23 protein-coding genes and 1 pseudogene are annotated in these 22,964 nt (G+C 42.7%); 15 read left to right on the plus strand and 9 right to left on the minus strand.

What is annotated here, in order from left to right:
* Positions 1 to 93 precede the first annotated feature (93 nt).
* The 6 genes from ACXAHI_RS14045 (at position 94) to ACXAHI_RS14070 (ending at position 6,742) form a co-directional block, all read left to right on the plus strand.
* Entirely contained in the window at positions 94 to 1,977 is a 1,884-nt protein-coding gene (locus ACXAHI_RS14045; RefSeq protein ID WP_474848833.1) for a M48 family metalloprotease, read from the plus strand.
* Positions 1,978 to 2,120: 143 nt separating this feature from the next.
* A complete protein-coding gene (locus ACXAHI_RS14050) occupies positions 2,121 to 3,374 on the plus strand; it encodes an MDR family MFS transporter (RefSeq protein ID WP_474848835.1) in 1,254 nt (417 codons plus the stop codon).
* Positions 3,375 to 3,400: 26 nt separating this feature from the next.
* Positions 3,401 to 3,757, plus strand: a complete 357-nt coding sequence (locus ACXAHI_RS14055) for a glyoxalase superfamily protein (RefSeq protein WP_270180990.1) — start codon at positions 3,401 to 3,403, stop codon at positions 3,755 to 3,757.
* Positions 3,757 to 4,266: a GNAT family N-acetyltransferase gene (locus tag ACXAHI_RS14060; protein ID WP_474848838.1), complete on the plus strand. Its 510-nt coding sequence runs from the start codon at positions 3,757 to 3,759 to the stop codon at positions 4,264 to 4,266. The genes ACXAHI_RS14055 and ACXAHI_RS14060 overlap by 1 nt, the downstream gene beginning before the upstream one ends.
* Before the next feature lie 14 nt (positions 4,267 to 4,280).
* Positions 4,281 to 5,417, plus strand: coding sequence for a winged helix-turn-helix domain-containing protein (locus tag ACXAHI_RS14065; RefSeq protein WP_474848839.1), 1,137 nt, complete (start codon positions 4,281 to 4,283; stop codon positions 5,415 to 5,417).
* 59 nt (positions 5,418 to 5,476) lie between these two features.
* A complete protein-coding gene (locus tag ACXAHI_RS14070) occupies positions 5,477 to 6,742 on the plus strand; it encodes an MFS transporter (RefSeq protein ID WP_474848840.1) in 1,266 nt (421 codons plus the stop codon).
* Positions 6,743 to 6,803: 61 nt separating this feature from the next.
* Here ACXAHI_RS14070 and ACXAHI_RS14075 read toward each other — a convergent pair whose 3' ends face one another.
* Positions 6,804 to 7,568 carry an NAD-dependent epimerase/dehydratase family protein gene (locus ACXAHI_RS14075; protein WP_474848842.1) on the minus strand — a complete coding sequence of 255 codons (765 nt, stop codon included), beginning with the start codon at positions 7,566 to 7,568 and terminating at the stop codon, positions 6,804 to 6,806.
* A 130-nt stretch (positions 7,569 to 7,698) separates the two neighbouring features.
* Between ACXAHI_RS14075 and ACXAHI_RS14080 the strand changes: the two genes are divergently transcribed.
* Positions 7,699 to 8,577, plus strand: coding sequence for a LysR family transcriptional regulator (locus ACXAHI_RS14080; protein WP_474849890.1), 879 nt, complete (start codon positions 7,699 to 7,701; stop codon positions 8,575 to 8,577).
* Positions 8,578 to 8,676: 99 nt separating this feature from the next.
* Entirely contained in the window at positions 8,677 to 8,877 is a 201-nt protein-coding gene (locus ACXAHI_RS14085; RefSeq protein ID WP_474848844.1) for a tautomerase family protein, read from the plus strand.
* 253 nt (positions 8,878 to 9,130) lie between these two features.
* On the opposite strand, the gene ACXAHI_RS14090 is transcribed toward ACXAHI_RS14085, so the two are convergent.
* On the minus strand, positions 9,131 to 9,907 hold the full coding sequence (locus ACXAHI_RS14090) for a 3-hydroxybutyrate dehydrogenase (protein WP_474848846.1): 777 nt from the start codon (positions 9,905 to 9,907) through the stop codon (positions 9,131 to 9,133).
* 156 nt (positions 9,908 to 10,063) lie between these two features.
* Here ACXAHI_RS14090 and ACXAHI_RS14095 point away from each other — a divergent pair, with 156 nt between their 5' ends.
* The 3 genes from ACXAHI_RS14095 (at position 10,064) to ACXAHI_RS14105 (ending at position 13,213) form a co-directional block, all read left to right on the plus strand.
* Positions 10,064 to 11,872 (plus strand): sulfatase family protein, encoded by a 1,809-nt coding sequence (locus ACXAHI_RS14095; RefSeq protein ID WP_474848848.1) that lies wholly within the window; start codon positions 10,064 to 10,066, stop codon positions 11,870 to 11,872.
* 84 nt (positions 11,873 to 11,956) lie between these two features.
* Entirely contained in the window at positions 11,957 to 12,460 is a 504-nt protein-coding gene (locus ACXAHI_RS14100) for a hypothetical protein (RefSeq protein WP_474849892.1), read from the plus strand.
* Positions 12,461 to 12,715: 255 nt separating this feature from the next.
* Positions 12,716 to 13,213: a DoxX family protein gene (locus ACXAHI_RS14105; protein ID WP_474849894.1), complete on the plus strand. Its 498-nt coding sequence runs from the start codon at positions 12,716 to 12,718 to the stop codon at positions 13,211 to 13,213.
* 53 nt (positions 13,214 to 13,266) lie between these two features.
* Here the strand turns inward: ACXAHI_RS14105 and ACXAHI_RS14110 are convergent, their stop codons facing one another.
* From ACXAHI_RS14110 to ACXAHI_RS14125, 4 genes are all read right to left on the minus strand, one after another.
* Positions 13,267 to 14,373 (minus strand): GerAB/ArcD/ProY family transporter, encoded by a 1,107-nt coding sequence (locus ACXAHI_RS14110; RefSeq protein ID WP_474848850.1) that lies wholly within the window; start codon positions 14,371 to 14,373, stop codon positions 13,267 to 13,269.
* Between the two features lie 254 nt (positions 14,374 to 14,627).
* Entirely contained in the window at positions 14,628 to 15,815 is a 1,188-nt protein-coding gene (locus ACXAHI_RS14115) for a Ger(x)C family spore germination protein (RefSeq protein WP_474848852.1), read from the minus strand.
* Between the two features lie 24 nt (positions 15,816 to 15,839).
* Positions 15,840 to 17,366 (minus strand): spore germination protein, encoded by a 1,527-nt coding sequence (locus ACXAHI_RS14120; RefSeq protein WP_474848854.1) that lies wholly within the window; start codon positions 17,364 to 17,366, stop codon positions 15,840 to 15,842.
* Between the two features lie 155 nt (positions 17,367 to 17,521).
* Positions 17,522 to 19,045: a BCCT family transporter gene (locus tag ACXAHI_RS14125; RefSeq protein WP_474848856.1), complete on the minus strand. Its 1,524-nt coding sequence runs from the start codon at positions 19,043 to 19,045 to the stop codon at positions 17,522 to 17,524.
* Positions 19,046 to 19,416: 371 nt separating this feature from the next.
* Here ACXAHI_RS14125 and ACXAHI_RS14130 point away from each other — a divergent pair, with 371 nt between their 5' ends.
* Positions 19,417 to 19,614, plus strand: a complete 198-nt coding sequence (locus tag ACXAHI_RS14130) for a hypothetical protein (protein ID WP_474848858.1) — start codon at positions 19,417 to 19,419, stop codon at positions 19,612 to 19,614.
* A gap of 24 nt (positions 19,615 to 19,638) precedes the next feature.
* Here ACXAHI_RS14130 and ACXAHI_RS14135 read toward each other — a convergent pair whose 3' ends face one another.
* The 3 genes from ACXAHI_RS14135 to ACXAHI_RS14145 all read right to left on the minus strand — a co-directional run bounded on the left by ACXAHI_RS14135 (position 19,639) and on the right by ACXAHI_RS14145 (position 20,829).
* Positions 19,639 to 20,085 carry a hypothetical protein gene (locus tag ACXAHI_RS14135; protein WP_474848860.1) on the minus strand — a complete coding sequence of 149 codons (447 nt, stop codon included), beginning with the start codon at positions 20,083 to 20,085 and terminating at the stop codon, positions 19,639 to 19,641.
* A 94-nt stretch (positions 20,086 to 20,179) separates the two neighbouring features.
* Entirely contained in the window at positions 20,180 to 20,629 is a 450-nt protein-coding gene (locus ACXAHI_RS14140; protein ID WP_474848862.1) for a hypothetical protein, read from the minus strand.
* Positions 20,630 to 20,646: 17 nt separating this feature from the next.
* Positions 20,647 to 20,829: a hypothetical protein gene (locus ACXAHI_RS14145; RefSeq protein ID WP_474813379.1), complete on the minus strand. Its 183-nt coding sequence runs from the start codon at positions 20,827 to 20,829 to the stop codon at positions 20,647 to 20,649.
* Positions 20,830 to 21,048: 219 nt separating this feature from the next.
* Here ACXAHI_RS14145 and ACXAHI_RS14150 point away from each other — a divergent pair, with 219 nt between their 5' ends.
* The 3 genes and pseudogenes from ACXAHI_RS14150 (at position 21,049) to ACXAHI_RS14160 (ending at position 22,934) form a co-directional block, all read left to right on the plus strand.
* The gene (locus ACXAHI_RS14150) at positions 21,049 to 21,594 is read left to right on the plus strand and encodes a hypothetical protein (protein WP_474848864.1); all 546 of its coding nucleotides are present in this window, start codon (positions 21,049 to 21,051) and stop codon (positions 21,592 to 21,594) included.
* Positions 21,595 to 21,612: 18 nt separating this feature from the next.
* Positions 21,613 to 21,906: pseudogene (locus tag ACXAHI_RS14155) on the plus strand (ABC transporter permease subunit); the annotation flags it as partial.
* Positions 21,906 to 22,934: a peptide ABC transporter permease gene (locus ACXAHI_RS14160; RefSeq protein WP_474848866.1), complete on the plus strand. Its 1,029-nt coding sequence runs from the start codon at positions 21,906 to 21,908 to the stop codon at positions 22,932 to 22,934. The pseudogene ACXAHI_RS14155 and the gene ACXAHI_RS14160, both read left to right, overlap by 1 nt.
* Positions 22,935 to 22,964 lie beyond the last annotated feature (30 nt).

A 22,964-nucleotide genomic window follows, 5' to 3' on the forward strand; every position in this document is an offset into this window, starting at 1 on the left:
CGTTTTCGCCCGATAGAGTTGGGTAAAAGTGCCCATCTTTTTCCCGAAATCTCCTGATATAATTAGCTCAATTATGGTGAGGGAGATAGCGGAATGACGAATGTGGAATTTGAAAAGCTCGTTAAAGAGAAGGAGATCGAAGCGAAGCAAAATCCGAGTGCATACAGGAGGAAGGTAGCAGCGTTTTCATTAGTTGGATATGGGTACCTGCTCTTAGTGCTTGGCATCATCCTTAGTTTGTTTTCGATTACAATCGTGAATTTTATTAGCGGCTCTTTTACGTTTGGCGGAATAAAAGTTGGCATCATCACATTGGTTGTAGGTATCATCATGTCCCGCGCGCTGTGGGTTCGATTCGATCATCCTGAAGGCGTCACGCTATCAGAAGAAGATGCACCTGAACTATTTAAGACGATTAATGAGATTCAATACAAATACAAAACGAAACAGGTTCATGAAGTGCTGCTGACCAATCACTATAACGCAAGCGTTGTGCAACATCCGCGTCTCGGTATTTTTGGCTGGTACAAAAATTATCTCGTCCTCGGGCTACCGCTCATGCAAGCACTGTCACGCGAACATCTCGATGCCATCATCGCTCATGAGATGGGCCATCTGGCGAATAAGGATGGACAGTTCGGAACATGGTTGTATCGGGTGCGTGAAACGTGGATCACCCTTTTGGATAAGTTCGAAGAATCCGAAGTGTGGGGCGGCTTTTTATTAAGATGGTTCTTTCGCTGGTTTGTCCCACGGTTTGATGCTTACTCTCATGCATTAGCGAAACAAGAAGAGCATGAAGCCGACTGCTTTTCAAGCCACTATACGGATCCACACGTCGTAGCTGAAGCATTAGTGATTACAGAAATCAAAGCAGAGCGATATGATGAGTTCTGGGAGACGTTATATGACAAAGGCTTAGAAGAAAAAGAGTGTCCACGTCCGTTCGCTCGGGTGCAAGACGTGTTGGATCATCATGATCCGGTTCGGCAGGAGAACGTATTGATGAAAGCGATGAAGCGTGTGGCCTCGATCAATGATACGCATCCATCCCTTTCTGAGCGGCTCAACAAGTTAGAAGTCGAGGTGAATCAGGTTCCGACCGTCACCTATCCGGCAGCTGAGTTTTATTTGGAAGATAAGGATCATTTTATTGAGTACTTTGATGATGTTTTCGTACGAGTGGAGAAAGAAGATTGGAAAGAGCGTAAGTATGAGAAACAGCAGCTCAAGCTTGAGTTAGAAGAGTTAGGGTCTAACTCGACACTATCAGTAGACGACGCGGTCAAACGAGCGACGCTTTTTGAAGATGTGTATGGAACGAAAAAGGCTGTGCCGATCTATGAACAATTGGTGGAAACGTACCCTGAGACGAAGTCGAACGTATCGGTTTTGATGGGGTTAGGGAACGCTTACTGCGAAGATGAAAACGAGAAATGCTTAGAATGGTTAGAGGAAGCGATCAAACGAGACTATCGTGTCGGCTTTGATGCGCTTTCCCTCATGGCTAGGTACTATGAATCGAAAGGGCTTTATAGTGAGATCGAAGCACTTGATCAACGTGCAGCAGAATGGAGCGACTCCGTCGAGAAAGCGGACGAGGAAAGGAGCGAAGTGAGACCTGATGATGCGTATCGTTTGCCAGTTGTGAAAAGTGAGGTCATCCGAATGCTCTCACAGTACCTTCGAATGTTTCCACAGGTGAAAGTCGCTCACTTACTTGAAAAAGTAGTCACGCACTTCCCTGATCAAAACGTGTACGTGTTAACGATTGAGTTAGAAGAATCTTATCTCACGAATAGAAAACGAAGCGCGTTTATCGAACGGGTTTGTGAAGAGCTAGAAGCGGAGGAAGAGATCCACGTACAAGTAACGAACGGAAACAAACCGATGAAGCGGGCGGTCAATGAGCACCCTAAAAGTGTTATCTATGAAAAAGGGAAGAAATTCATTGAACCTATGCCTTCTGTTGGGTGAGGTGAAAGAGCTTTGAAGCAGTGTGCTTCGAAGCTCTTTTTATTTTTACTACTTTTAATAGTCTAAAAGTTTGGTAAACTACAGTTATCAACTTTTTCCAGTGGAGAGACCGCAAGATTTGAAGAAGTAGAAAGAAGGTTAAGATGAGGTTTAGAGATTTTCATAAGAACATTAAGATTCGGATCATCGAATCGTTTATTAGTCGTTTTATCGGCAGTATGATCTTTCCGTTTATGTCGATCTATTTGGCATTTCACTTTGGTGCGAAGATTGCTGGATTGCTGCTACTTATCAACGTGTTCGTCGGAATTGGCATCACGTTCGTAGGGGGCTATTTCGGCGATCAATTCGGTCGGAAGAGGATCATGCTCATCGCGGAAACGCTCAGGTTCTTTGCGTTTACAACGATGATGGTTTGTAATTCACCATGGTTTGAGTCACCTACGATTACGTTTGCGATGATGACGGTAAACAGCATCAGCTGGGGACTAGCAGGTCCTGCTAACCAGGCGATGTTGATCGATGTGAGTACGCCGCCGCAACGAAAATTAATGTATTCCATCACGTACTGGGCAAACAACTTGTCCATCGCGATCGGCGGGATTATTGGAGCGTTCCTTTTCAAAGATTACTTGTTTCAGTTATTCATGGGACTGAGCGTTTCAGCGGCGATCGTCGTCATCATGATCGCATTTTTCATCGATGAAAGTTACGTCCCGACGGCTTCTAACGTGAAGCCGCATCAGCATATTCTTCAGTTGTTCGCTACTTATAAAAGTGTACTGAGCGATAAGTTGTTCGTCCTCTTCACGATTGCAGGAGTTTTAATCCTCTCGCTAGAATTTCAACTTACGAACTATATCGGCATTCGACTCAGTGAAGAAATGGAGACGCAGCAGTTTCTTCTATGGGAAGTTGACGGTGTAAAAACGATGGGATTTCTTCGAAGTGAGAATACGATCCTCGTCGTCGTGTTGATGTTGTTCGTCACGCGTATCCCTCACAAACTTCAAGACAAATCCGTTCTCGTATTGAGCTGCTTGATGTTTACGGCGGGGTACGGCGCACTCGCTTATTCAAACAACCTCGTAATTTTGTTTGTGATGATGGCGATTTTGACAATTGGGGAAGTGTTTCGGGTGCCTGTGGAACAGTCGTATATGGCTTCCATCCCACCAGACGATGCGAGGAGCTCATACATGGCGTTCAACGGATTGAAATTTAACCTATCGATGTTGATCGCTTCATTGACCGTGACACTCGGGGCAATCCTACCGTCCGTTGTGATGGCTTGGACCATTCTTGGTATTGGTCTAGCGGGGACATTAATCTATCATCTCATCACACCTGCTCTCGATAAGCGCAGGGAGTTGGCCGAGATGAAGCAGGCAGTATAATAAATTGGTAGAAAGGATGATTCATTGTGATCACACCGATCTTTCGAATTTTTGATAGTGAAAAAGCGTATGCCTTCTATGTAGACTTTCTAGGTTTTCAAGTAGACTGGGAGCATCGATTTGCGGACAACATGCCTCTGTACGTGCAGGTGTCGATGGACGATGCTGCGATTCATTTATCCGAGCATTACGGAGACGCTTCGCCGGGTGGAGCGGTCCGGGTGAAAAAGAGTGATCTTGAAAGCTATCATGCGCTGCTCCATAGCAAAGACTATCCATTCTCTAACCCAAAGGTAGAGAAGAAACCGTGGGGCACAATCGAGATGACGGTCGTCGATCCATTTTCAAACCGGATTATTTTCTATGAAGGTGTAGAAGAGTAATGGAAATTGCTCTAACGAAATTGAGCGAAAGGGATGCAGAGGATTTGTTTCGCTTTGAAATGGAAAACAGAGCTTATTTTGAAGAGATGGTCCCGACTCGAGGAGAGGATTATTACAAGTTTGATGGTTTTCTAACAAGGCATGAAGCGCTTCTATCGGAACAAAGTAGAGGGAATTCTGCTTTTTACTTAGTAAGAAATCAAGAAGGACACATTGTAGGGCGAATGAACATCTCGGTTGATGAAAAGATGCATGGCGATCTTGGATACCGAATTGGTCGTGATCACACCGGAAAGGGAGTAGCAAAACAAGCGTTAAAAACATTGATGGAAGAAGTAAAAGGGACGGGTGTAAAACAAATTCATGCGAAAACGACGTCAAACAACATTGCATCACAAAAAGTGTTAGAGAAGAATGGGTTCAGATGTGTTGGTTTCGACGATGAAAGCTTTAGCATGAACGGAGAAACGATGAATTTCGTTTATTATATGTGGCGTGAAAACAATTAAGCGAAGGTGAGAGGATGGGAAACATACAATTACAAAAAGGTGATCTGAAAGTGAGGTATGGGTCTGAAGAGGTTACCCTGCTGCCAAAAGAGTATCAGCTATTCCGCTACTTATACGAACGTGAGAACCGAGTGTTTAGTAGAGACGAACTCCTTGATGCCGTGTGGGCGATGGAAGCACCAACAGACCGGACCGTCGATGATCACGTGTATCGGTTGAGAAAAAAACTTACTCCGCTGTCCTCCGTTTTCACCATTGAAACGGTTAGGGGACAGGGATACCGGTTGAAGGTTCATAAAGAAATGCATAGCCCATTGCTTAAGGATGAAGAAGTGTCTTCGAATGTGAAGACGCTTTTTCATAAGTACCATCTTTATGGACAGGGAGATGCCCTGAAGCTGCTTGAGGAAAATCAGACGGTGTTCGGCTTCCAACTCGATCTTCAGAGCAAGCTGTATCTTCGGTTTATGAAGGGGGAGTTTCAGTCGTTCCAAACGCAGGAAGATCCATTCTGGGAAAAGTGTTATTACCTTCTACATATTTATTCTTACACGACGCGTGACAAGAAGAAGAGCCTCGAGTTCTTCACAAAAGCGCTGAAGGCAAAAGCTTTACCAGAGCATCACCGTTTAGAAATTCGACTCTTGAACCGTCTGTCACTCCTTCTTTTTACAGGACAACATGATGAAGCAGAAGAACTGCTCATCACATCAAAAAAAGAAGTGCATGAAAAGAAGCTTGAAGGATTCATTCCGTTGATTGCGTTAACGGAAAGCTATCTCGCACTTGTAAAAAGGCAAGAACGTTCAGTTATACAGAAGAAGATCCATGAGATGGAGGAGCTCCTTCTTCTTTATCCTTTTTCAAGAGAACGAGCGAGCTTTTCGATCTTAAAAGGGGTTCAGTGTCTTGCTTTTGGTGAGCAAGCAGAAAGTCATTTTCATGAGGGAATTCAGCTTTTTAAAGAGGCGAAATATGTGCCTGGAATCTTTATCAGCTTAATGACGATTCGGTATTTTAGAGATGTTTTTCAAGTTGAAGCGTTAGAGCAATTCGAGAACATGTGGGAAGCGAATGCGGAAGAATACAAGCTTTCTGATCTTGAACCGAAAATCAGAAAGTTGTTGGATGATCATCTTTCGTCCCTCTGATATTCCTCTGATAATCACTCGTTATACTCCTAAGTGAACGTTACTTAGGAGGTTTTCATATGAAGAAATCGCTATGGAAAGACGGGAATTTTGTAAGGTTTTTTACTGCGAATATGCTTTCGAACTTTGGGAACTGGTTTGATTTTGTCGCAGTCCTTATTTTGTTTCGTTATACGTGGAAGGCGGATCCAATCGTGATTGCCCTCATTCCTGTGATGTACGCAATTCCTAGTATTCTGCTAGGACAGTTCGCTGGAGTATTTGTCGACAGGAGAGACAAAGTGAAGGTGCTCATCTATTCAGATTGGATCCGGGCAATCTTGACGATTGCATTGATTTTGACGACATCTCCACTCTTTGCATTGCCGGTCCTGTTACTCCGGAACACGGTAGGGGTCGTCAGCCTACCAGCACAGCAAGGGTTGATGAAAAGGATCGTTGATGAAGAAGATATCATGAAGGCGGTCACGATCAACGGAAGTTTGTTTCAGCTCGTGAAGGTGGTCGGTCCGCTTCTAGGTGGAGCGGTCGCAGGGGTGTTATCTGCAAATGCGTCGATTGCTCTCAACGCTTTTTCCTTTGCGCTATCAGGGGTTATCTTGATGAAGATCACGGTAAAAAAAGAGGAGCCTTTGATCGAAGAGGGATTTCGTTCGATGAAAGGTGCAGGGTTTTTCGAGTCATGGAAAGAAGGGTGGCACATCGTTTTTCAAAGTAGGATCCTCACGGCGAGTATCCTGTTTGGAGTTGTGAGCACGTTCGTGATTCAAATGATCGATGCTCAATTTGTGACGCTGTTTAGCGAGGTGTTTCCAGATGATGAAGAGATTACGGGCTTCGTCATTGCAGCGATAGGAGGCGGTTCCTTACTTGTCGTGCTCCTTCTGAATAAAATGGATGGAATCAAAAGGTATGGCTGGTATTTTGGTACTGGGAGCCTCCTGATTGGGATGATGACGTTTGGGATGGGTTTCCTTGGAGACTATCGAGTGATGGCACTGACAGTTGGTCTTGCTTTAGTAGGTGGAATCGGGAACGGCATCATCTTCACCGCAGTTCATTATCTCATTCAGAAGGAGCCACCGAAGGAAGCGATCGGAAGAGTTTCGGGTATTGTGGATTCAACGCTCAGTATTTTGTTTATCGCGGGGCCGTTATTAGGTGGCGTGTTGATTGAGCAGGTTGGTGTGTTGACTGCATTTAAAGTGATTGGGATAAGTTTGAGCGTCATTGGGTTAACAGGTATTCTTTTTCAAAAAGCGTTGTGGAAACAAAAAGAGAAAGAAACGTTTCAACAGAATACGAAGCAATCTGTTAACGCCTAGTTGACTAATGAAACAGAGCTTGGATGAGCGTCCAAGCTCTGTTTCAATCTGTGCTCTAATGTCACCTGTCATGATCAAAAAAGAGAAACCCACTCTGTTTAAACGCATCGGATTGGGGATCATAGCCAACTTGTTTTTTCGTTTCATGCAGATTGAGGCGCTTGAAACGGTTGTTTGAGACAGCATGCAGTAACGTGTATGGAGGTAAGTTTTCAGTGTTCAATGTTTTTAGCAGAAGGTCATTAAAGTCCTGCGGGCTAACATACGCACTCATATCCCTAGCTGAAAGAGCGGGACCATCTGGTTGATAGTCGTCGTACGCACCTATTCGAATCGCAACACTTTGCACACCTTCTTCATATGCGTAGTAGCAAGCTACCGCTTCAACAAAGCATTTACAGACGCCGTACATATTTTTAGGTCGTGGCGGTGTGGACTCGTGTATTTGATAATCTAGTGGATAGCCTTCGATCGTTTGAGCACTGGAAGCTACGATCACTTTTGAAACGTTGTTTTCTTTTGAAGCCTGAAACATATTATACGTTCCTTTAATATGTCCATCTAGTAAAGAGTCATAAAAACTAGCATCTGGAGAAGGGTTTCCTGCAAGGTGAATCACAACATCAATTCCCTCACAAACGTTCTGACATTCCTCTAAATTTGAAACATCAAATCGTACCACATCGTATCCCAATTCTTGAAACGGCTTTAACCCATCCTCGTTACTATCCGCTAATCGTAACTTATACGTATTCTCTCTCCCTAAGGCTTCTACAACATTGCGTCCAATTTTCCCTGCTGCCCCTGTGATTAATACAGTTTGCAAGTTTCATCGTCCTTTCTTTACCGAAAGTATGTGGTAGGTTTGTCATTAGTATAGGGTGAGGATTGTTATTAAGAAAGCGAAAAAATATAATGGATGAGATGAATTATTTTCATGGGAGAAGGTCGATGTGATGACGTTAGTGAAGTATGAAATCTTCAGTAAAGTAGCAGAGTTGAATAGTTTTACTAAAACCGCCATAGCGTTAAATGTCACGCAATCAGCAGTAAGTCATGCCATAACGAGCCTTGAAAAAGAATTTTCGTTTCCACTATTTATTCGTCACCATTCTTCCATAAAACTAACGGATAACGCGGAAAAACTACTCGTTCCCATTCGACAAATGCTCCATCAGCAAAATCTTTTACAAGAAGAAGTTCATGCCATCAATGGGTTAGCGAAAGGAAATGTGAGGATAGGCGTGTTTAGTAGTATTACAACAACGTGGATGCCGGCCATTTTAAAAAAGATGGAAGAGCACTATCCGAATATTACGATCGAACTTCGTGAAGGAAACTACGATGAAGTGGTGTCCTGGCTGATTAGAGGGGAGCTTGACTGTGGATTCGTTACGAATTGTGAACAGATAGATGGGTTTCACATTACGCAGTTGAAAAAAGATCGCCTTTTATGCGTCGTATCCTCACAGTCGTCGTTGGGATATGAAGAAGTCCTAACGAACGACCAGATTGAAGAAGCCCCTTTTATCATGCCAGCGTTTCAATGCTACAAGGATATACAGGCGGTATTCAAAGAAAACAAGATTGAGCCCTCCATTCGATATGAAAATATGAGTGAGAATTCGGTTGTTTCCATGGTTGAGCAGAACCTCGGAATCAGCATCATGCCAGAAATGATCGTACCTAAAAATAACAGCGCCATAACGGTTATTCCACTCGAATGCGATCGCTATCGCACCATAGCATTAGCAACAAGAAAAACGGGTTCACCAGCTTCAAAAAAATTAGTGGAGGTGATTGAATCATTCGTATTAAGTAGAGGTATTGAATGATATTCGGGGCGTAGTTATTACTGTAAGAAAAGAAGGAAATAGCAGGAGCGAATGGAATAAGGGTGATGGAAACAAAATACCGCAAAAGGAGGAAGTCCGATGCCAGTCGTTCACGTACATATCACGAAAGGTGCGACTCGTGAACAGAAAGAGCAAATTGTCCGAGAGTTCACAGGCACTTTGAACTCGGTTCTTGGGAAAGAACCTGAGTATACGCACGTGGTTATTCATGAAACAGAAGAGGAAAGCTGGGGATTTAGCGGCATGCTAACGGATGATTTTAGGAAGAAACAAGGGTAGGGAATATGAGGAGTGCCCTATGCAGGCAATAAAAAAAGTCTAGGATATTCGGGAATAATAGCAATATGATGGAACCAATCGCACACCTAAGTATGACTTTGAGTAATTCTTTCTTCTCCCTATTGTTTTCAACCATTCATACACCGCCATTTGAAAAACATGGTTAGAGGCAATGAGCTCTGACCATGTTTTTTTGTTTTTTATGATAGTTGGGATACAGAATGAGGTGTGCTCCTATAAACGTGTTATTTTGCTACTGTGCGGTATATCCTCCGTCGATAACAGCTGCTTGTCCAGTGATACTCTTTGCTTTATCGCTACAGAGAAAGATCGAGTAATCTGCTACTTCTTGCACTTGGATGAGACGCTTTTGTGGTACGTTCGATAGAATCGCTTCGTCTAGTGCCTTGTCTTTTTCGATATTTCGTGTTTTTGCTATGTCTTCAAGCTGGTTCTGAACTAGAGGTGTGTCAACGTACCCAGGGCAGATGGCGTTTACGTTAACGCCTGAGTCCGCACCTTCTAGAGCCGCAACCTTTGTTAGACCGATGACACCATGCTTCGCACTGTTGTAGCCCGCTTTTCCAGCGAACCCGATGAGTCCATTGATGGAAGCCATGTTTAAAATGCGTCCGTACCCTTGCTCCTTCATAATCGGGAAGGCGTGCTTGATTCCGTAGAAAGGACCTTTCAACATGATGTCGAGAATAAGGTCAAACTTCTCGCTTGGGAACTCTTCGACGGGTGCAACGTGCTGGATACCAGCATTGTTAACAAGAATGTCGAGGCGTCCGAATTTCTCAACCGTCTTTTCGATCGCATTCTTCACGTCTTCTTCTTTCGCAACGTTCGCTATTACGCCATCCACCGTAAGACCTTCATCTGTTAATGCTTTGATCGACTCGTTTAACGTATCCTCGTTGATGTCGTTTAACATTACTTTCGCGCCAGCTTTTGCGAATTCCGTTGCAATTTCAAGTCCAATTCCCTGACCTGACCCTGTGATCAATGCTACTTTACCGTCTAACATTGTCATGAACCTCCTTTATTTCAGATATACTTTCTTATATTACCCAATCGCATTGATTTCACTAAAGTAGGCTAAATTTTTTTGAGCGTTATTCTACATTCTTCGAGCTTATTCGAGGGGTGACAGGCACCATCAAAAGAAGGGGGAATCTACATCATGGGGAGTGAGGGTAAACGGTTTTCTTCTTTAATTGAGAACGGTAAGAAACCGAACTTTCTCATCTTGATGGTCGATGAGGAGCGGTATCCATCGGTATATGAGGATGAGGCGCTACTAGCGTGGCGGAGAAAGAATCTAATCACGCAGGAACTTTTGAAGGAAAACGGCTTTGAATTCAACAAGCACTATGTTGGCAGTACCGCATGTAGTCCGAGCCGAACGACGTTATATACTGGGCAGTATCCATCTCTTCACGGTGTTTCACAAACAAGTGGTGCAGCGAAAGGAGCTTTTGATCCTGATATGTTTTGGCTTGACCGGAATACGGTACCTACGATTGGCGATTACCTTAGAACGGCGGGATACCGAACGTTTTGGAAAGGGAAGTGGCATGCGTCGGACGAGGATATCCTCATTCCTGGTACGAAGAATGCTTTGCCGAGCTATACGAATACAGGGCTGCCAGATCCAGAGAACGTGAATGAATACCTTAACGCAAACCGGTTGAATGACTTTGGCTTCAATGGCTGGGTAGGACCGGAGCCTCATGGAACCGCTCCTCGGAATTCCGGTTCTTCTGCTGGAATCGGTATCAGTGGCCGTGACGTGATCTATGCTGAAGAAGCGGTACATCTTATTAGGTCGCTCGAGCGAAATTCAGCTTGCGAAACCTCTCCTTGGATGCTCATGACATCCTTTATCAATCCACATGACATCGCGTTGTTCGGGGCGTTTACAAGAAACAATCCGATGTATAATTTTGAAGTCGATCCATCCCTCCCTGATATTCCGCCAGCTCCTACTGCAAACGAATCGCTAGCAACGAAGCCGAGAGCGCAAGAAAGCTATCGATTCACTTATCCGAAAGCAATTCAACCGCTCGCAGACACGCTGTTTTATCGTCAGCTTTATTATTCTCTTCAGAAGCAAGTCGACAATGAAATGTTCAAGGTGTTCGATGCGCTTCGGGACTCCTCTTTTTATGACGATACGATCGTGTTGTTTTTCTCAGATCATGGGGATATGTTGGGGGCGCACGGTGGACTGTTTCAAAAATGGTACAACACGTATGAGGAATCGATTCATGTGCCCTTCATCATCCATAGTCCAAAGCTGTTCTCAGGAAGAGAGAGTACAGAGATGTTGACGAGTCACGTGGATATTCTGCCAACGATGCTAGGGCTTGCAGGGATCGATGCAGGAGAGGCCGGGGAAAAGCTGAAGAAAAGTCATAACGAAGTTCACCCTCTCGTTGGGCGTGATCTCACCCCATTGTTAGAAGGGAAAAAATCCTTTTACCGGGCAGACGAACCGCTTTACTTTTTGACGGATGACGATGTGACGAGAGGGTTAAACCAGGTTACGATAACCGGCGAGCCGTACGAATCAGTTATCCAGCCGAACCACATTGAAGCGATCATCACGAGGCTTCCGACTGGAGCCAACCGAGCTAAAGAGCTATGGAAGTTTTCAAGGTACTATGACAACCCTCAGTTCTGGAGTAATCCTGGTGTATCGGATGTCGTCGTGCATGAACAAAAATCAGTACCGACTTCTGAGAACGTCGACGTCTCTCTCTGTATCACAACAACTAAAGTAAATCCCCTGCCGGACGAATTTGAGCTGTATAATTTGACGACAGATCCTCTTGAGGAAAAGAACTTAGCGGATCCTGCGTTTCAAACGCCTGAGTCGATTGAGGTTATGAACCTCTTGATGATTGCACTAGAGGAACAGTGTAAACAGAAGAGGCTGGAGCCGTCGAGTGGAGTTGTGCCAGGCATGCCTTCGTGTGAAGAGGGGTAGATCGTCGGCTCGATATGAATGCTTTTTATTCATCAGGAGATAGTAAGGATGAATGAAATAATTAGTATCGAGGTCGATGCGCTTATGACATCAAAACGGCACGTTGTATTTAATTTCGCGATGATCCTGATCCCTTGGTTCTCGTTACGATTTATCGGAAAGCGACATATCAAACGGTTTTTCTTTGCGAGTTTTATTATTTTTATTTATGAAGTGATCAATCATCTGTACGGTCGAAAGCGGAAATGGTGGAAGTTTTATGATAAGCCGAAGTCATTCCTAAGAGATGAATTTCCGTTCGATATTGGGCCATATATGCCAATCTCCATGTGGATCTTGAAACATTCGTACGGAAATTTTAAAAAATTCGTAGGGCTTAATGTGCTTGCAAATGCGATGTTTGCATTTCTGTTGCTCCCATTTTTGAAGAAAATAAAGATCGCACGGTTGCATAAGTTCACGTACTTTCAGTTCTTTTTATATATCCACTATAAAGCGTACTTGTTGTATGGTGTTCAATACTTATATGAACGATTGCGGGGGAGGAAGCAAGGAGAAGGGAACGCGCAGGTTGCTGAGGAAGGGTAAGGGTGTTTTTTATGGGCATTTCGCCAACGTTACGTTTAGACGTAGCGAGCGAAATGCTTTTTTATTTGGAACATAAAACCATAAAAGAGGGTCTATTGTCCTTGAGGCTACCTTGAGAAAAGGGGACTTTGTGAGGGGATATAAACGATTTTATTGACGAACTAACCGCCATTCGTTATTTTTAAAACAGCAAATGTTTCCTTAGGTCAACTTTTTGTCTTAAGGTAAAAAGAGAGGAGTAGATAAACTTTGATAATGAACTGGTTTCGAAATAACGTTGTTGCCGCCTCATTACTAACAGTGATTCGCGTTTATGTTGGATATACGTTTTTGATGGCAGGGTGGGGAAAACTTTCAGGTGAAGTGAAATTTGATGCTTCAGGATTCCTACAAGGAGGAATAGAGAAATCGACAGGAGAGCATCCAGCTGTGCAAGGATGGTATGCGAACTTCCTTGAGGACGTTGCTTTGCCGAACGTATCGTTCTTTAACGTATTGGTACCATGGGGAGAGTTGTTAGTAGGAATTGCATTAATACTAGGGTTATTAACAACTTTTTCAGCGTTTATGGGATTGATCATGAACGTCAACTTTTTACTTGCAGGTGCGATCAGCACCAATCCAAACCTTATGATCATGGAATTTTTACTATTAGTTGGAGGATGGAATGCTGGAAAGATTGGACTCGATTACTTTCTTCTTAAACTGAAAAAGAAACGCTTTGAAGGTGATGAAAGAGAAGTTGCAGCATGAACGTGGTGACAGGTACCACTCACTATTTGTCGAATGTGGTCGTTCGGCCTGATTTATAAGTTATGCTTCTTTTTTTGAATCATTCCAAATAATAAGATCATAGGAATGAACACAAGAGTCATCGTAAAGTCGAAAAGGGGCCAATATTGTGCGATAACTTCATTGTAATACACGATGTTAGGTGATACGACGACCGACATAGCGACTAAGAGCATTCCAAGTGGAAAGGTAAGGGGGCGATAATCAGTTAATTTAAAGAGCTGAGCAAGCCCTAACGAGGCTGAGTAAAAATAGAACGATGTTTTGATGAAGATTGTGATCAGCCATAGAATAGCGATGATGGCCTCGATCCGTTCTAAGAATTTACCGACCGTAATTTTCTTTGCTAAAGAATAACTAGGGTATTGCTGGTGGGCTACGAGTTCTCCGCCGAACACGAGTAAAGAGGTTAGCATTAATAAGATTAATAATGTCCCACCGGCGAGCTGCCCTAATAACATCGCATTTCGGATGCTTTTTTTGTTTTTCACCTTAACATAGGGGAAAATCATGATGATCACAATAAGGGTTTCCATGTAGGGAAATGCAGTAAACGTAAGCGTACCGGCAAGAATTGCTTTCATTCCCTCACCAAAGACCGGTTTAATATACTCAAATTGTATTTGTGGTGTGAGAAAAATGAAGAATAAGAAGGTTAAGGCTAAAAAGAATGGAACGAATACCTGTCCAGCTCTAACCCATGTTTCTAACCCTAATCGTGTTCCATAAATAACAACAAGCATAAATAAAACGGTCAAAACCTCAATAGGAGTGCTGGGCAATATTTGAGTAGTGAGGAAATCACCGAGCTCTCGTAGTAACAGAGCAACAGATAGAAGTGGATAGATTAGAAAAAACAACGCTAACACTTTTCCGATGAAGGATCCAAATAGATCTTCACTGTATTCTACAAATGTGCGATCGGGTACAAGTTTATATACTTGATAAACTAGAAGAACGAGGCACATCCCGATTGCTAATGAAAGTATTCCAGAAATCCACGCATCATTTTTTGCTTGTGTTGCAACGCTTGAAGGAAGAACTAGAATCGAATCACCGGTCGTTACCAGAAAGACTAATATGGAAAATTGAACAACTGATATTCTTCCTTTTTCAAGCATGCATCTTCACCTCTTATGAAAACAATCAACTAAAATATACGTTCATACAGTGGTTGATAGATATTTTTTATTACATCCATTGGATTCCATATCTTTACTTCGTATATTTCAAGTATATTAGCACTCATAGCTAAACTTAAAAGCATAGCGAATATCAAAAAATCCCTACGTTTGCCTTTCTTTAGTATGGGATAATCGATTAAGCAAATAATGATCGCAATGATTAACACTCCTACTACCTTCAACATCATTGACTACTCCAATTCATTTACAATAGAATCCGTCGTCGTGCCGAGTTGACGGATTTTAAAGTCAGTAGTGACAGTCACTTCTAGATTCTCGAATTCGTCATCCCATCTTTCTTTCAGGTCGCTCCACTTTTTTGGATGTTGTTGATGAATGACGTGTCCAAATCCGAAAATATCAGATTTAAAGTCATGCTGCGCTTTTTGTAGTGCAGCTTCACAGAAAGACTTTAGAAGCTCATTCCAATTCTTTTGGAACTCTTTAACGTTTTCTGGTTTAGAAAAATCAAGTGCGCAAGCGATCTCATCTATATTACCTTCTCCTTTTATCGATACATTTATCACAGGACTGTTCGCTTTGAATTGACTCGTGAGCTTCGTCTTCGTATTTAAAAGCCTCATTCCAACATTCCCACCATCAGGACAAGGAACGACACCGTTCGTTTTGACAACGTTGTTCGTAATAAAGTTATAGCCTTTACTTTCTTCTTCTGATAGCCAGCCAACTAAGCGATCTTTTTTAAAAGCAGCTAAATTTTCATAGGTTAATTTCGTGTTCTTTTCTAAGTTTTTCACGTTTTCTTCTGAAGCTGCACGTTCTTTATCTCCATCTAACGTAATGCCGGTCAAGACTGGTTGTTTCCCTTTGTTTAAAAGATCTATTTTCAAATCATCAAGCGTAACAGCTTTCGTTGGGGCATATAGCTCTTCAGATTTTTCTAATGACTCGTAGAGTTTGTTTGCTGGAACTCTCTCGAGCGAAGTGAAAACTTTAAGCATCGTATCAGCAGTATCGTCTTTTGCAACAATCATGAAAAAGTCTGTCCGAAATTCATGATACCGAGAGATAAAATCTAGCACGAACTTTAAGCGGTCTTTCGCAAGTTCTTCTCCTATAACGATAACCCTGACATGTGACAAGTAGATGGTATTAGGAGAAGTGTTCAATATCTTTCGTAATGCTTCACTAAGGGTTTCCCCAGTCTCTTCAAAAATGGTAACTGGTTTTATTGCACTATTGTTACCAGATGTTGTTGAGATCACAGCTGGGTTTACGACTTGAACGGTAACTTTGAATTCATCACCTTGTTTATCGAGGCCTAAAGCTACAGTAATAGCAAGGTCACCAAGTTCTCTCGAATCCCAGCACCCTGAAAGCAGGATGATCAACAGAGGGAAAATGAGCATTTTTTTCATGTTTCCACCATCTTTATACATAAGTTAATTTTTCTGACCAGGCTGTCTGTGTTGATCTTGTTCGTTAAGGAATTTAGGACGATTCTTCATCCAAGGCCAAGGTAACCGAAAAAGCGTATCTTGTTGGTCTCTCATATAATAAGGGCCAACAGGAGCTAGATACGGAATCCCGAAGGATTTAAGGTTGCATAAGTGAAGAGTAAGACCGAAAAGTCCTAAGATAATGCCGTAAAGACCAAATGTAGCTGCCAGTATCATCATTCCAAACCGTAGCAGGCGAATCGTCAGAGACATGTTGAATGCTGGGGTTACAAAGCTTGAAATCGCCGTTAACGAAACGATGATCACCATAGCTGGAGACACGAGTCCGGCTGTATAAGCAGCTTCTCCGAGTACGATCGCACCAACGATCGAGATGGTAGAACCGATTGTTTTCGGCATCCGAATACTAGCTTCTCTGAGGATTTCAAAGATAACGGCCATGATGACCGCTTCAATAAAAGCAGGAAAAGGTATTCCTTCAAGCTGAGCTGCAAGACTAATCAATAATGAGGTTTGAAGCATCTCTTGGTGATAGGTTGTGATAGCAATATATAATGATGGAGCGAGTAAGGAAATGAAGAAAGACAGAAGCCGAATGTAACGGATGAAACCAAATTCTGACCGTAGATAATAGTCCTCTGAAGCCTGAAAAAATTGAATGAACACGCTCGGTACGATCAATACGAACGGAGTCCCGTCTGTAATGATTGCGACCCGTCCTTCTAATAAGCAGGCTGCTACTGTATCGGGACGTTCTGAATTATAAACGGTAGGGAATGGTGAATAAGTAGAGTCTTGTATGAACTCTTCAATATACCCACTTTCTAAAATACCGTCGATCGAAATCTGATCTAACCTCTCTCGAACTTCTTGTACGATCTTGTCATCTACAAGACCATTGATATAGGCAATGGAAACATCCGTTTTCGTTCTTTTACCTAGTTGCACACTCTCGATCCATAAGTTTTCGTCACGAATCTTTCTGCGTATAAGAGCCACGTTTGTAATGATTGATTCTGTGAAGGCTTCCTGAGGACCTCTAACCACTGCCTGCGAAGTAGGTTCACCAACATTTCTCGCTTGCCATTTCCTGATGTTGATTGAAAGAGCAACTGTTTCTCCTTCGACAAAAATAATGGCATCACCTGAAAGCAGCCCTGTGAAGATCGAGTTAAAATCTGTTAGTTCTTCAACTTGAGAAACGGTCAGTAGTGACTTTTTTATCTCGTCTATTTGAGTAAGGGTCGGCTTCCGTTCATCTAACATCAGCGATTCTAATAATTCTTGGATAATGATGCGATCGGTCAACCCTTTTGTATAAAGTATCGCAGCGTTCACGTTATCTTGTATTTTAAATTCTCTCGTTACGATATCCATGCTATGTCCAAGCTTATTGGTAATGAGGTCAATATTAAGTTGAAGTACTTCATTAACGTGAGTACCCTGAGCGTGGACTGACTGCGAAGGTTTTAGATTTCTGATCCGTTTTCTATTTTTTGCTCGACGCATCGTCTTCACACTCCTCCTGTTAGAATACTTTAGTATGTAGCATTTTCTATAACGACCATCACTATGCAACACCACTCGGAACAGTAGGAGAATAATAAAAATGACCCGCAGATGCATCTGCGGGTCATGCTTGTTTTTATGAAGGTGGAATGGTGTTATTTATTGATTCCTTGTTCCTTCGCCATCTTCCGAGCGACTCTCGGTGCGAGCCAGACCATCGGAAGGAGAAGGAGTGAAACCGGAACAGCTGTTACAACGATAAAGTTCTGAAGCTGTGTGATGCCACTGTCACCCGTGATCAACAAGATGACGGCAATAGCGCCGAGAAGCACTGCCCAGAATATGCGTAACCAGCTCTTCGGATTGCCTTCACCTGTTACGGCCATCGCAATCGTGTACGACATCGAGTCGGTCGTCGTTACAACGAATAGGATCGTCAGGATCAAGAACAGTGGTGAAACGATCGCTGCGAGCGGGAACTGCTCCGTGATCGCAAACATTGCGGCTGGATTTCCAGCTGCGTTTAACGCTTCAGAGATCGAGCCAGGGTTTGTCAGTTCAAAGTGAATGCCTGACCCACCTAGAACGGTGAACCAGAACGTTGAGATAACCGGTGCAAAGATCGATACGGCGACGATGATATCTCGGATCGTACGACCGCGAGAAATACGAGAAACGAGTATCGCCATCATTGGACCGTATCCGATGAACCAGCCCCAGAAGAACACTGTCCAGAACGAGAGCCAACCCGTGTCACCACGGAACGTCGACATCGTAATAAACTGATCAACATAGTAACCGAATCCTGAGATGAAGTGGTCGATAATAAAGCCACCTGGTCCGAAGATTACGATGAAGACCATCAGTACGATCGCGAGCTGCACGTTGAAGCTACTTAAGATCTGAATACCTTTGTATAGCCCCGTAACCGCAGAGATCGTAGCGATCACAACAACAGCTAAAATGATCGAAAACTGTGTGCTAAACTGATTCGGAATGCCGAAGATCTCCTGTAATCCATAGCTCGCTTGAAGACCTAAAAATCCGATCGGTCCGATCGTTCCAGCTGCAACTGCGATTACAGAAAACGCGTCGATTACCGTTCCGATCCAGCTGTGACGAAGTCGTTCGCCAAAGATCGGATAAAGAAGCGTACGAGGCTTCATCGGCATGCCTTTATGATAGTGACCGTACATCATCACGACTGCACTGATCGTACCTAGGATTGCCCATGCGAGGAAACCCCAGTGCATAAAGCTTTGTGCAAGTGCTGGGTCGATCGCAGCGTTCGTGCCTGCTTCGATCCCAGATTGAGAAGGTGGAACGGTTAAGAAGTGGTACATCGGCTCAGCCGCTGCCCAGAATACACCGCCACCTGCAAGGAGCGTCGCCATGATGATGGAGAGCCACTTGTATAAACTGAGTTCGGGTTTGTCTAAATTACCCATTTTGATTTTACCGTATCGGGAGAAAGCGAGTCCGATTCCAACGAAGAACGTCGCTAACATAAGGACTTGCCAGAAAGCCCCAAAGTAGGTTGCTGACCACGAGAAACTATTGCTAACGATTGCTTCTACAAGACTGATATCGAATAGTGCGAGAACAACGAAGAGAACGAGAATTCCTCCGCTTATACCAAATACCGGCCAGTCGATCAGGCCTGATTCCTTATTTTTCATATCGTACTCCTTTAAATTTTCTATACGTGCTCTAGGCACAAAAATTTACTTTACCACCTGACTATTTAGGATGCAAGAAATTTGTCGTATTGTGATGTATTTTGTCCAGCTTTCTTCCAAATCATGAGTGAATTGGTAGAGAAAAATGGTTTCGCTGATATAAGTTGGAATTCGCTGATAAAAGAGTGATTTTCGCTGATATCTAGGTTGAAATCGCTGATAAAAATGATATTTCGCCGATAAAATGAAATTTTCGCTGATATGAGGAGAGGGGATGAACCGCAGTCTAGATTTTTCCTTATAAAAGAAACTTTTGGTAGGGGATACACGTAGAAACTAGTAGAAGATGGATAAAATAGAGGTGAATCACGATGAAAGGGAAATTCTTTTTACTTTATATGTCGGTTACGATCATTATTATTTTTGGCGGTGGATTCGCAATCAGGTATTTTAGAGATGGCGATTTGTATGTTGATCATCTTATAGCCGCGATAGTCGGTGTGATCGGTGTTCTGGTGTTTTTCATCTTGAAGGTGAAAGAAAAGTCTAATGCGACGGAGGAAATGTGAAAGAGGGGGCATCGGGCCCCCTCTTTACGCATTTATATGCTCTTTTTTTCGCCATTTTCCGTTCTTCAACTCATAGCCGAGGTCTCGGATTCGAATGTAATATCCTAAGAAATAGATGCCGAGCAAAAAGAAGTAAATGAGTGTAAAGGTGAGATATGTCTCAATCCTTGTTCCTTCAGATGACGTTACGAAAATCATTCCGATAAACAAAAAGTAGATCGGAAGCCAGATGGTGAAAGGGCGTTTTTTTAGATTGAACGAGCGATCGATCGGTGCAAGGTAGTTCTCGTCCGTACTTTTTACATATAGCTTTTTTATAATGATTGGAATTAAGATGATAAACAACCCTAATAAGCGCGCATAGTCATTGAAGAAGGTTACTGCAATCCAGTAGAGTCCTAGAATTGTTACGAACATCGCTGTTAAAAAAAGAATATGCTGCCGTGCAGTTAGTTCTCGTTTCTTTGGCATCATGCACCTCCGGAAGTTTCTTCTTTTACAAGCGTAAAGAAAGCACTAAATTATGTAAATAGAATCACAAAAAAAGAAGGCTCGACTATGAGCCTCACGCATCTGTTTCTACTCCTTCTTTGTCCCATTTTCCGTTATTTAGATGATAACCGAGTTTCTTCATTTTGCGAAAGTGAAGCACTGTTGGTATCCCGAGCAAAATGGTGGCGCGAATCAACCCTAATATGGCGCCAAGTATGACACTTGACCCGATCGTGAATGTATCCCATAGTACGATAAAGATAAAAAGAGGGATAACGAAAAACCAAAAAAGGATTGTTATGTTCAACTTCCGGTCTAGAGGTGCAAGGTAATGTTCAGTCGTGACGTCAAAATATCGTTTGCCGATCAAACCGATGATGACGATCATGATGAGGAAAGTGGGAAAGCCAACTGAAAATCCAAAAAAATAAAAGGCAGTCGTTACGCTGCCTATTAATAATAAAACAAGCCCGATTAATAGAAGTAGCTGTTGCCCAAACGATAAGCCGCTTTTCTTAGACATCTACTAGCCTCCAGATTTCATCGTTTTTTAGGTGTACGTCTGTTCATATTTAGCAGCATGTATCCAACTGCGATGGCGATTGAAATCGAAACGAACGGTGACATCGCTACGTTCCCATGCTGAAGGGAATCCACGTAAACGATGATGGCTGCAGGAAATAAGAAGAGAAATAAAACAAGGTTCAGCACAATTTCTTTCATGATCGTAACTCCTCTCTACCCTCTAAAGTGTTAAAAACAGCCGATGAACTGGTCACCAAAAAGAACAAAAGGTTCTCTATCTTGTTACTATCTTCTTACCTTTTATTTATGAAGAATAAACCAAAAAATGTAAGTGTTTTTAAAGAGTTAACACAATATGGGAACTTTTTCTTGTTTCATTCGTCTTTCCTTGTGTGGAGAACGTTTGGAGGAGATTAAATGAAAACGGGAATGAAGTTTGTCTCGATTATAGTGAGTATAGTACTGATCGGAAGCTTTGCTGGCATGTTCCAAAATGGAATTGAGATGAGTCTCAAGGAATTTTGGAATCAGTTCGTCCAATTAATAGGGGCAATCGTTAATCCTGGGGAGTTAACATATGAACCGCTGTTCGGCAGCACGACGGTATATCCAGTTTTCCCGGGAATATTTGAATACTATGGCTATTCTCTTTTTATCTTGGTTGCAGGATTTGGTATAGCGTTGGTCGGAAGCTTAGGGTTAACTTATATCACGTTTCTTCTTCCATATCGATTGAGGAAGATGTTTATTAGAGTAACGGGCATCCTCGAGGCAATACCTGATCTTTTTATCATCGTAATGGTTCAGATTGCAATCGTTTCGTTGTACAAAGAGACGGGATTATTAATCTTTGAAGTCGTTGGAGGTTTCGAACGTCCTGTCGTTCTTCCGCTTATTACGTACGCTATCTTGCCGGCTATTCTTCTTTACCGAGTCATGCTGCTCACGTTCGAGGATGAATAAGCTACGCCTTACGTAGAACTTGCGAGTGGAAAGGGACTTTCTAAGAGAAGAATCTTGTGGAAGCACGTGTTACGAAACGCGCTTTTTACCGTTGTGAATCACTCCCGAACCATTATTGTTCTCATGCTATCGAGCCTAGTGATGCTTGAAATTCTCTTTAACTTATATGGACTAGTGTGGTTTATGGTGAACAACTTAAGAGTTGAAATCGTAATAATCGGAATACTGATGATTTTCGTACCGCTCTTTCTTATTGAAGCTTGCTCGAAATTTTTCATTCAGCGTATAACCGGAAAGGAGTTGGCTGATTGATGGGAAAGGCACTGATAAAAAACGCGCAATTTATGATCGGTTCGACTTTCTTTTTTAGTGTACTGGCGGCAAGCTTTCTTTACACGATTTTCTTTCAAGATCATATTCCCGTTGCAGAGTTAACGTATGATCAAAACGGAGATATCCTTGCGAGGCCTCCTTATTCGCCAGTCGAGCACCCTCCCTTTGGGACAGATAATGTTTCTCAAGATTTGTTTTTCTTATTGCTCGTTGGAGCAAAATACACGCTCGGCCTTGCTCTATTGATTGCTTTAGCGAGATTTGTACTATCCTTTCTGATAGGGGTTGGGATGCAGCTGTATGCTGCGCCGATTTTGAAAAAAGTCAAACCGTTACTAGAAGGGTTCTTTTATTTTCCTGCACCGCTTCTTGCTTATTTGATTTTAAGTTATGTTCTAATGAGAGATTTGTTTATGGATGGTGAGTTTTCGACGACATTTACAGAGCGAATGGTGTTCGAAGTCATTGTCTTGATTCTAATCGGTGTGCCGATTACGATGAGCACGATTGCAAGAGAAGTAGAGCTTTTACAAGAAAGAGAGTTTATGACGAGTGCGAAAGTTCTAGGTGGGAGTCGCTTTCATATGTTGGTAAAGCATCTCTTGCCATACTTAAAACCACAGCTTTTCATCATTTTTATTAGAGAAATCATCCTCGTCCTGTTGTTGTTAGCACACCTTGGGGTTTTAAATGTGTTGTTCGGAGGTGCTACGATCGAAGAAGATATGTTTGGGAACAGTGTGTTTGTTTCGCTTTCCAACGAATGGTCCGGTTTGATCGGAAGCAACCTTAAGTTCTTGTTCACAACCTATTATTGGATTCCACTCGTTCCGATCATTTGTTTTACGGTGACGATTCTCGCTTTAAAAATGATGGTACAAGGCTTTCAAGAAGCTTCTGTTCATGCTTCAAAAAAAGGTATGGTTGTTCGGAAAGAGAAGAAGAGTCTAGAGGAGTATGATCAGAAAAAAATTGATGATCGTTCGTTCGAGTCGCTGAGCGGCTAGAAAGAAGGGAGATTTTTCGTTGGTACGAGA

Source organism: Anaerobacillus sp. ABD4_527, from assembly GCF_056160805.1.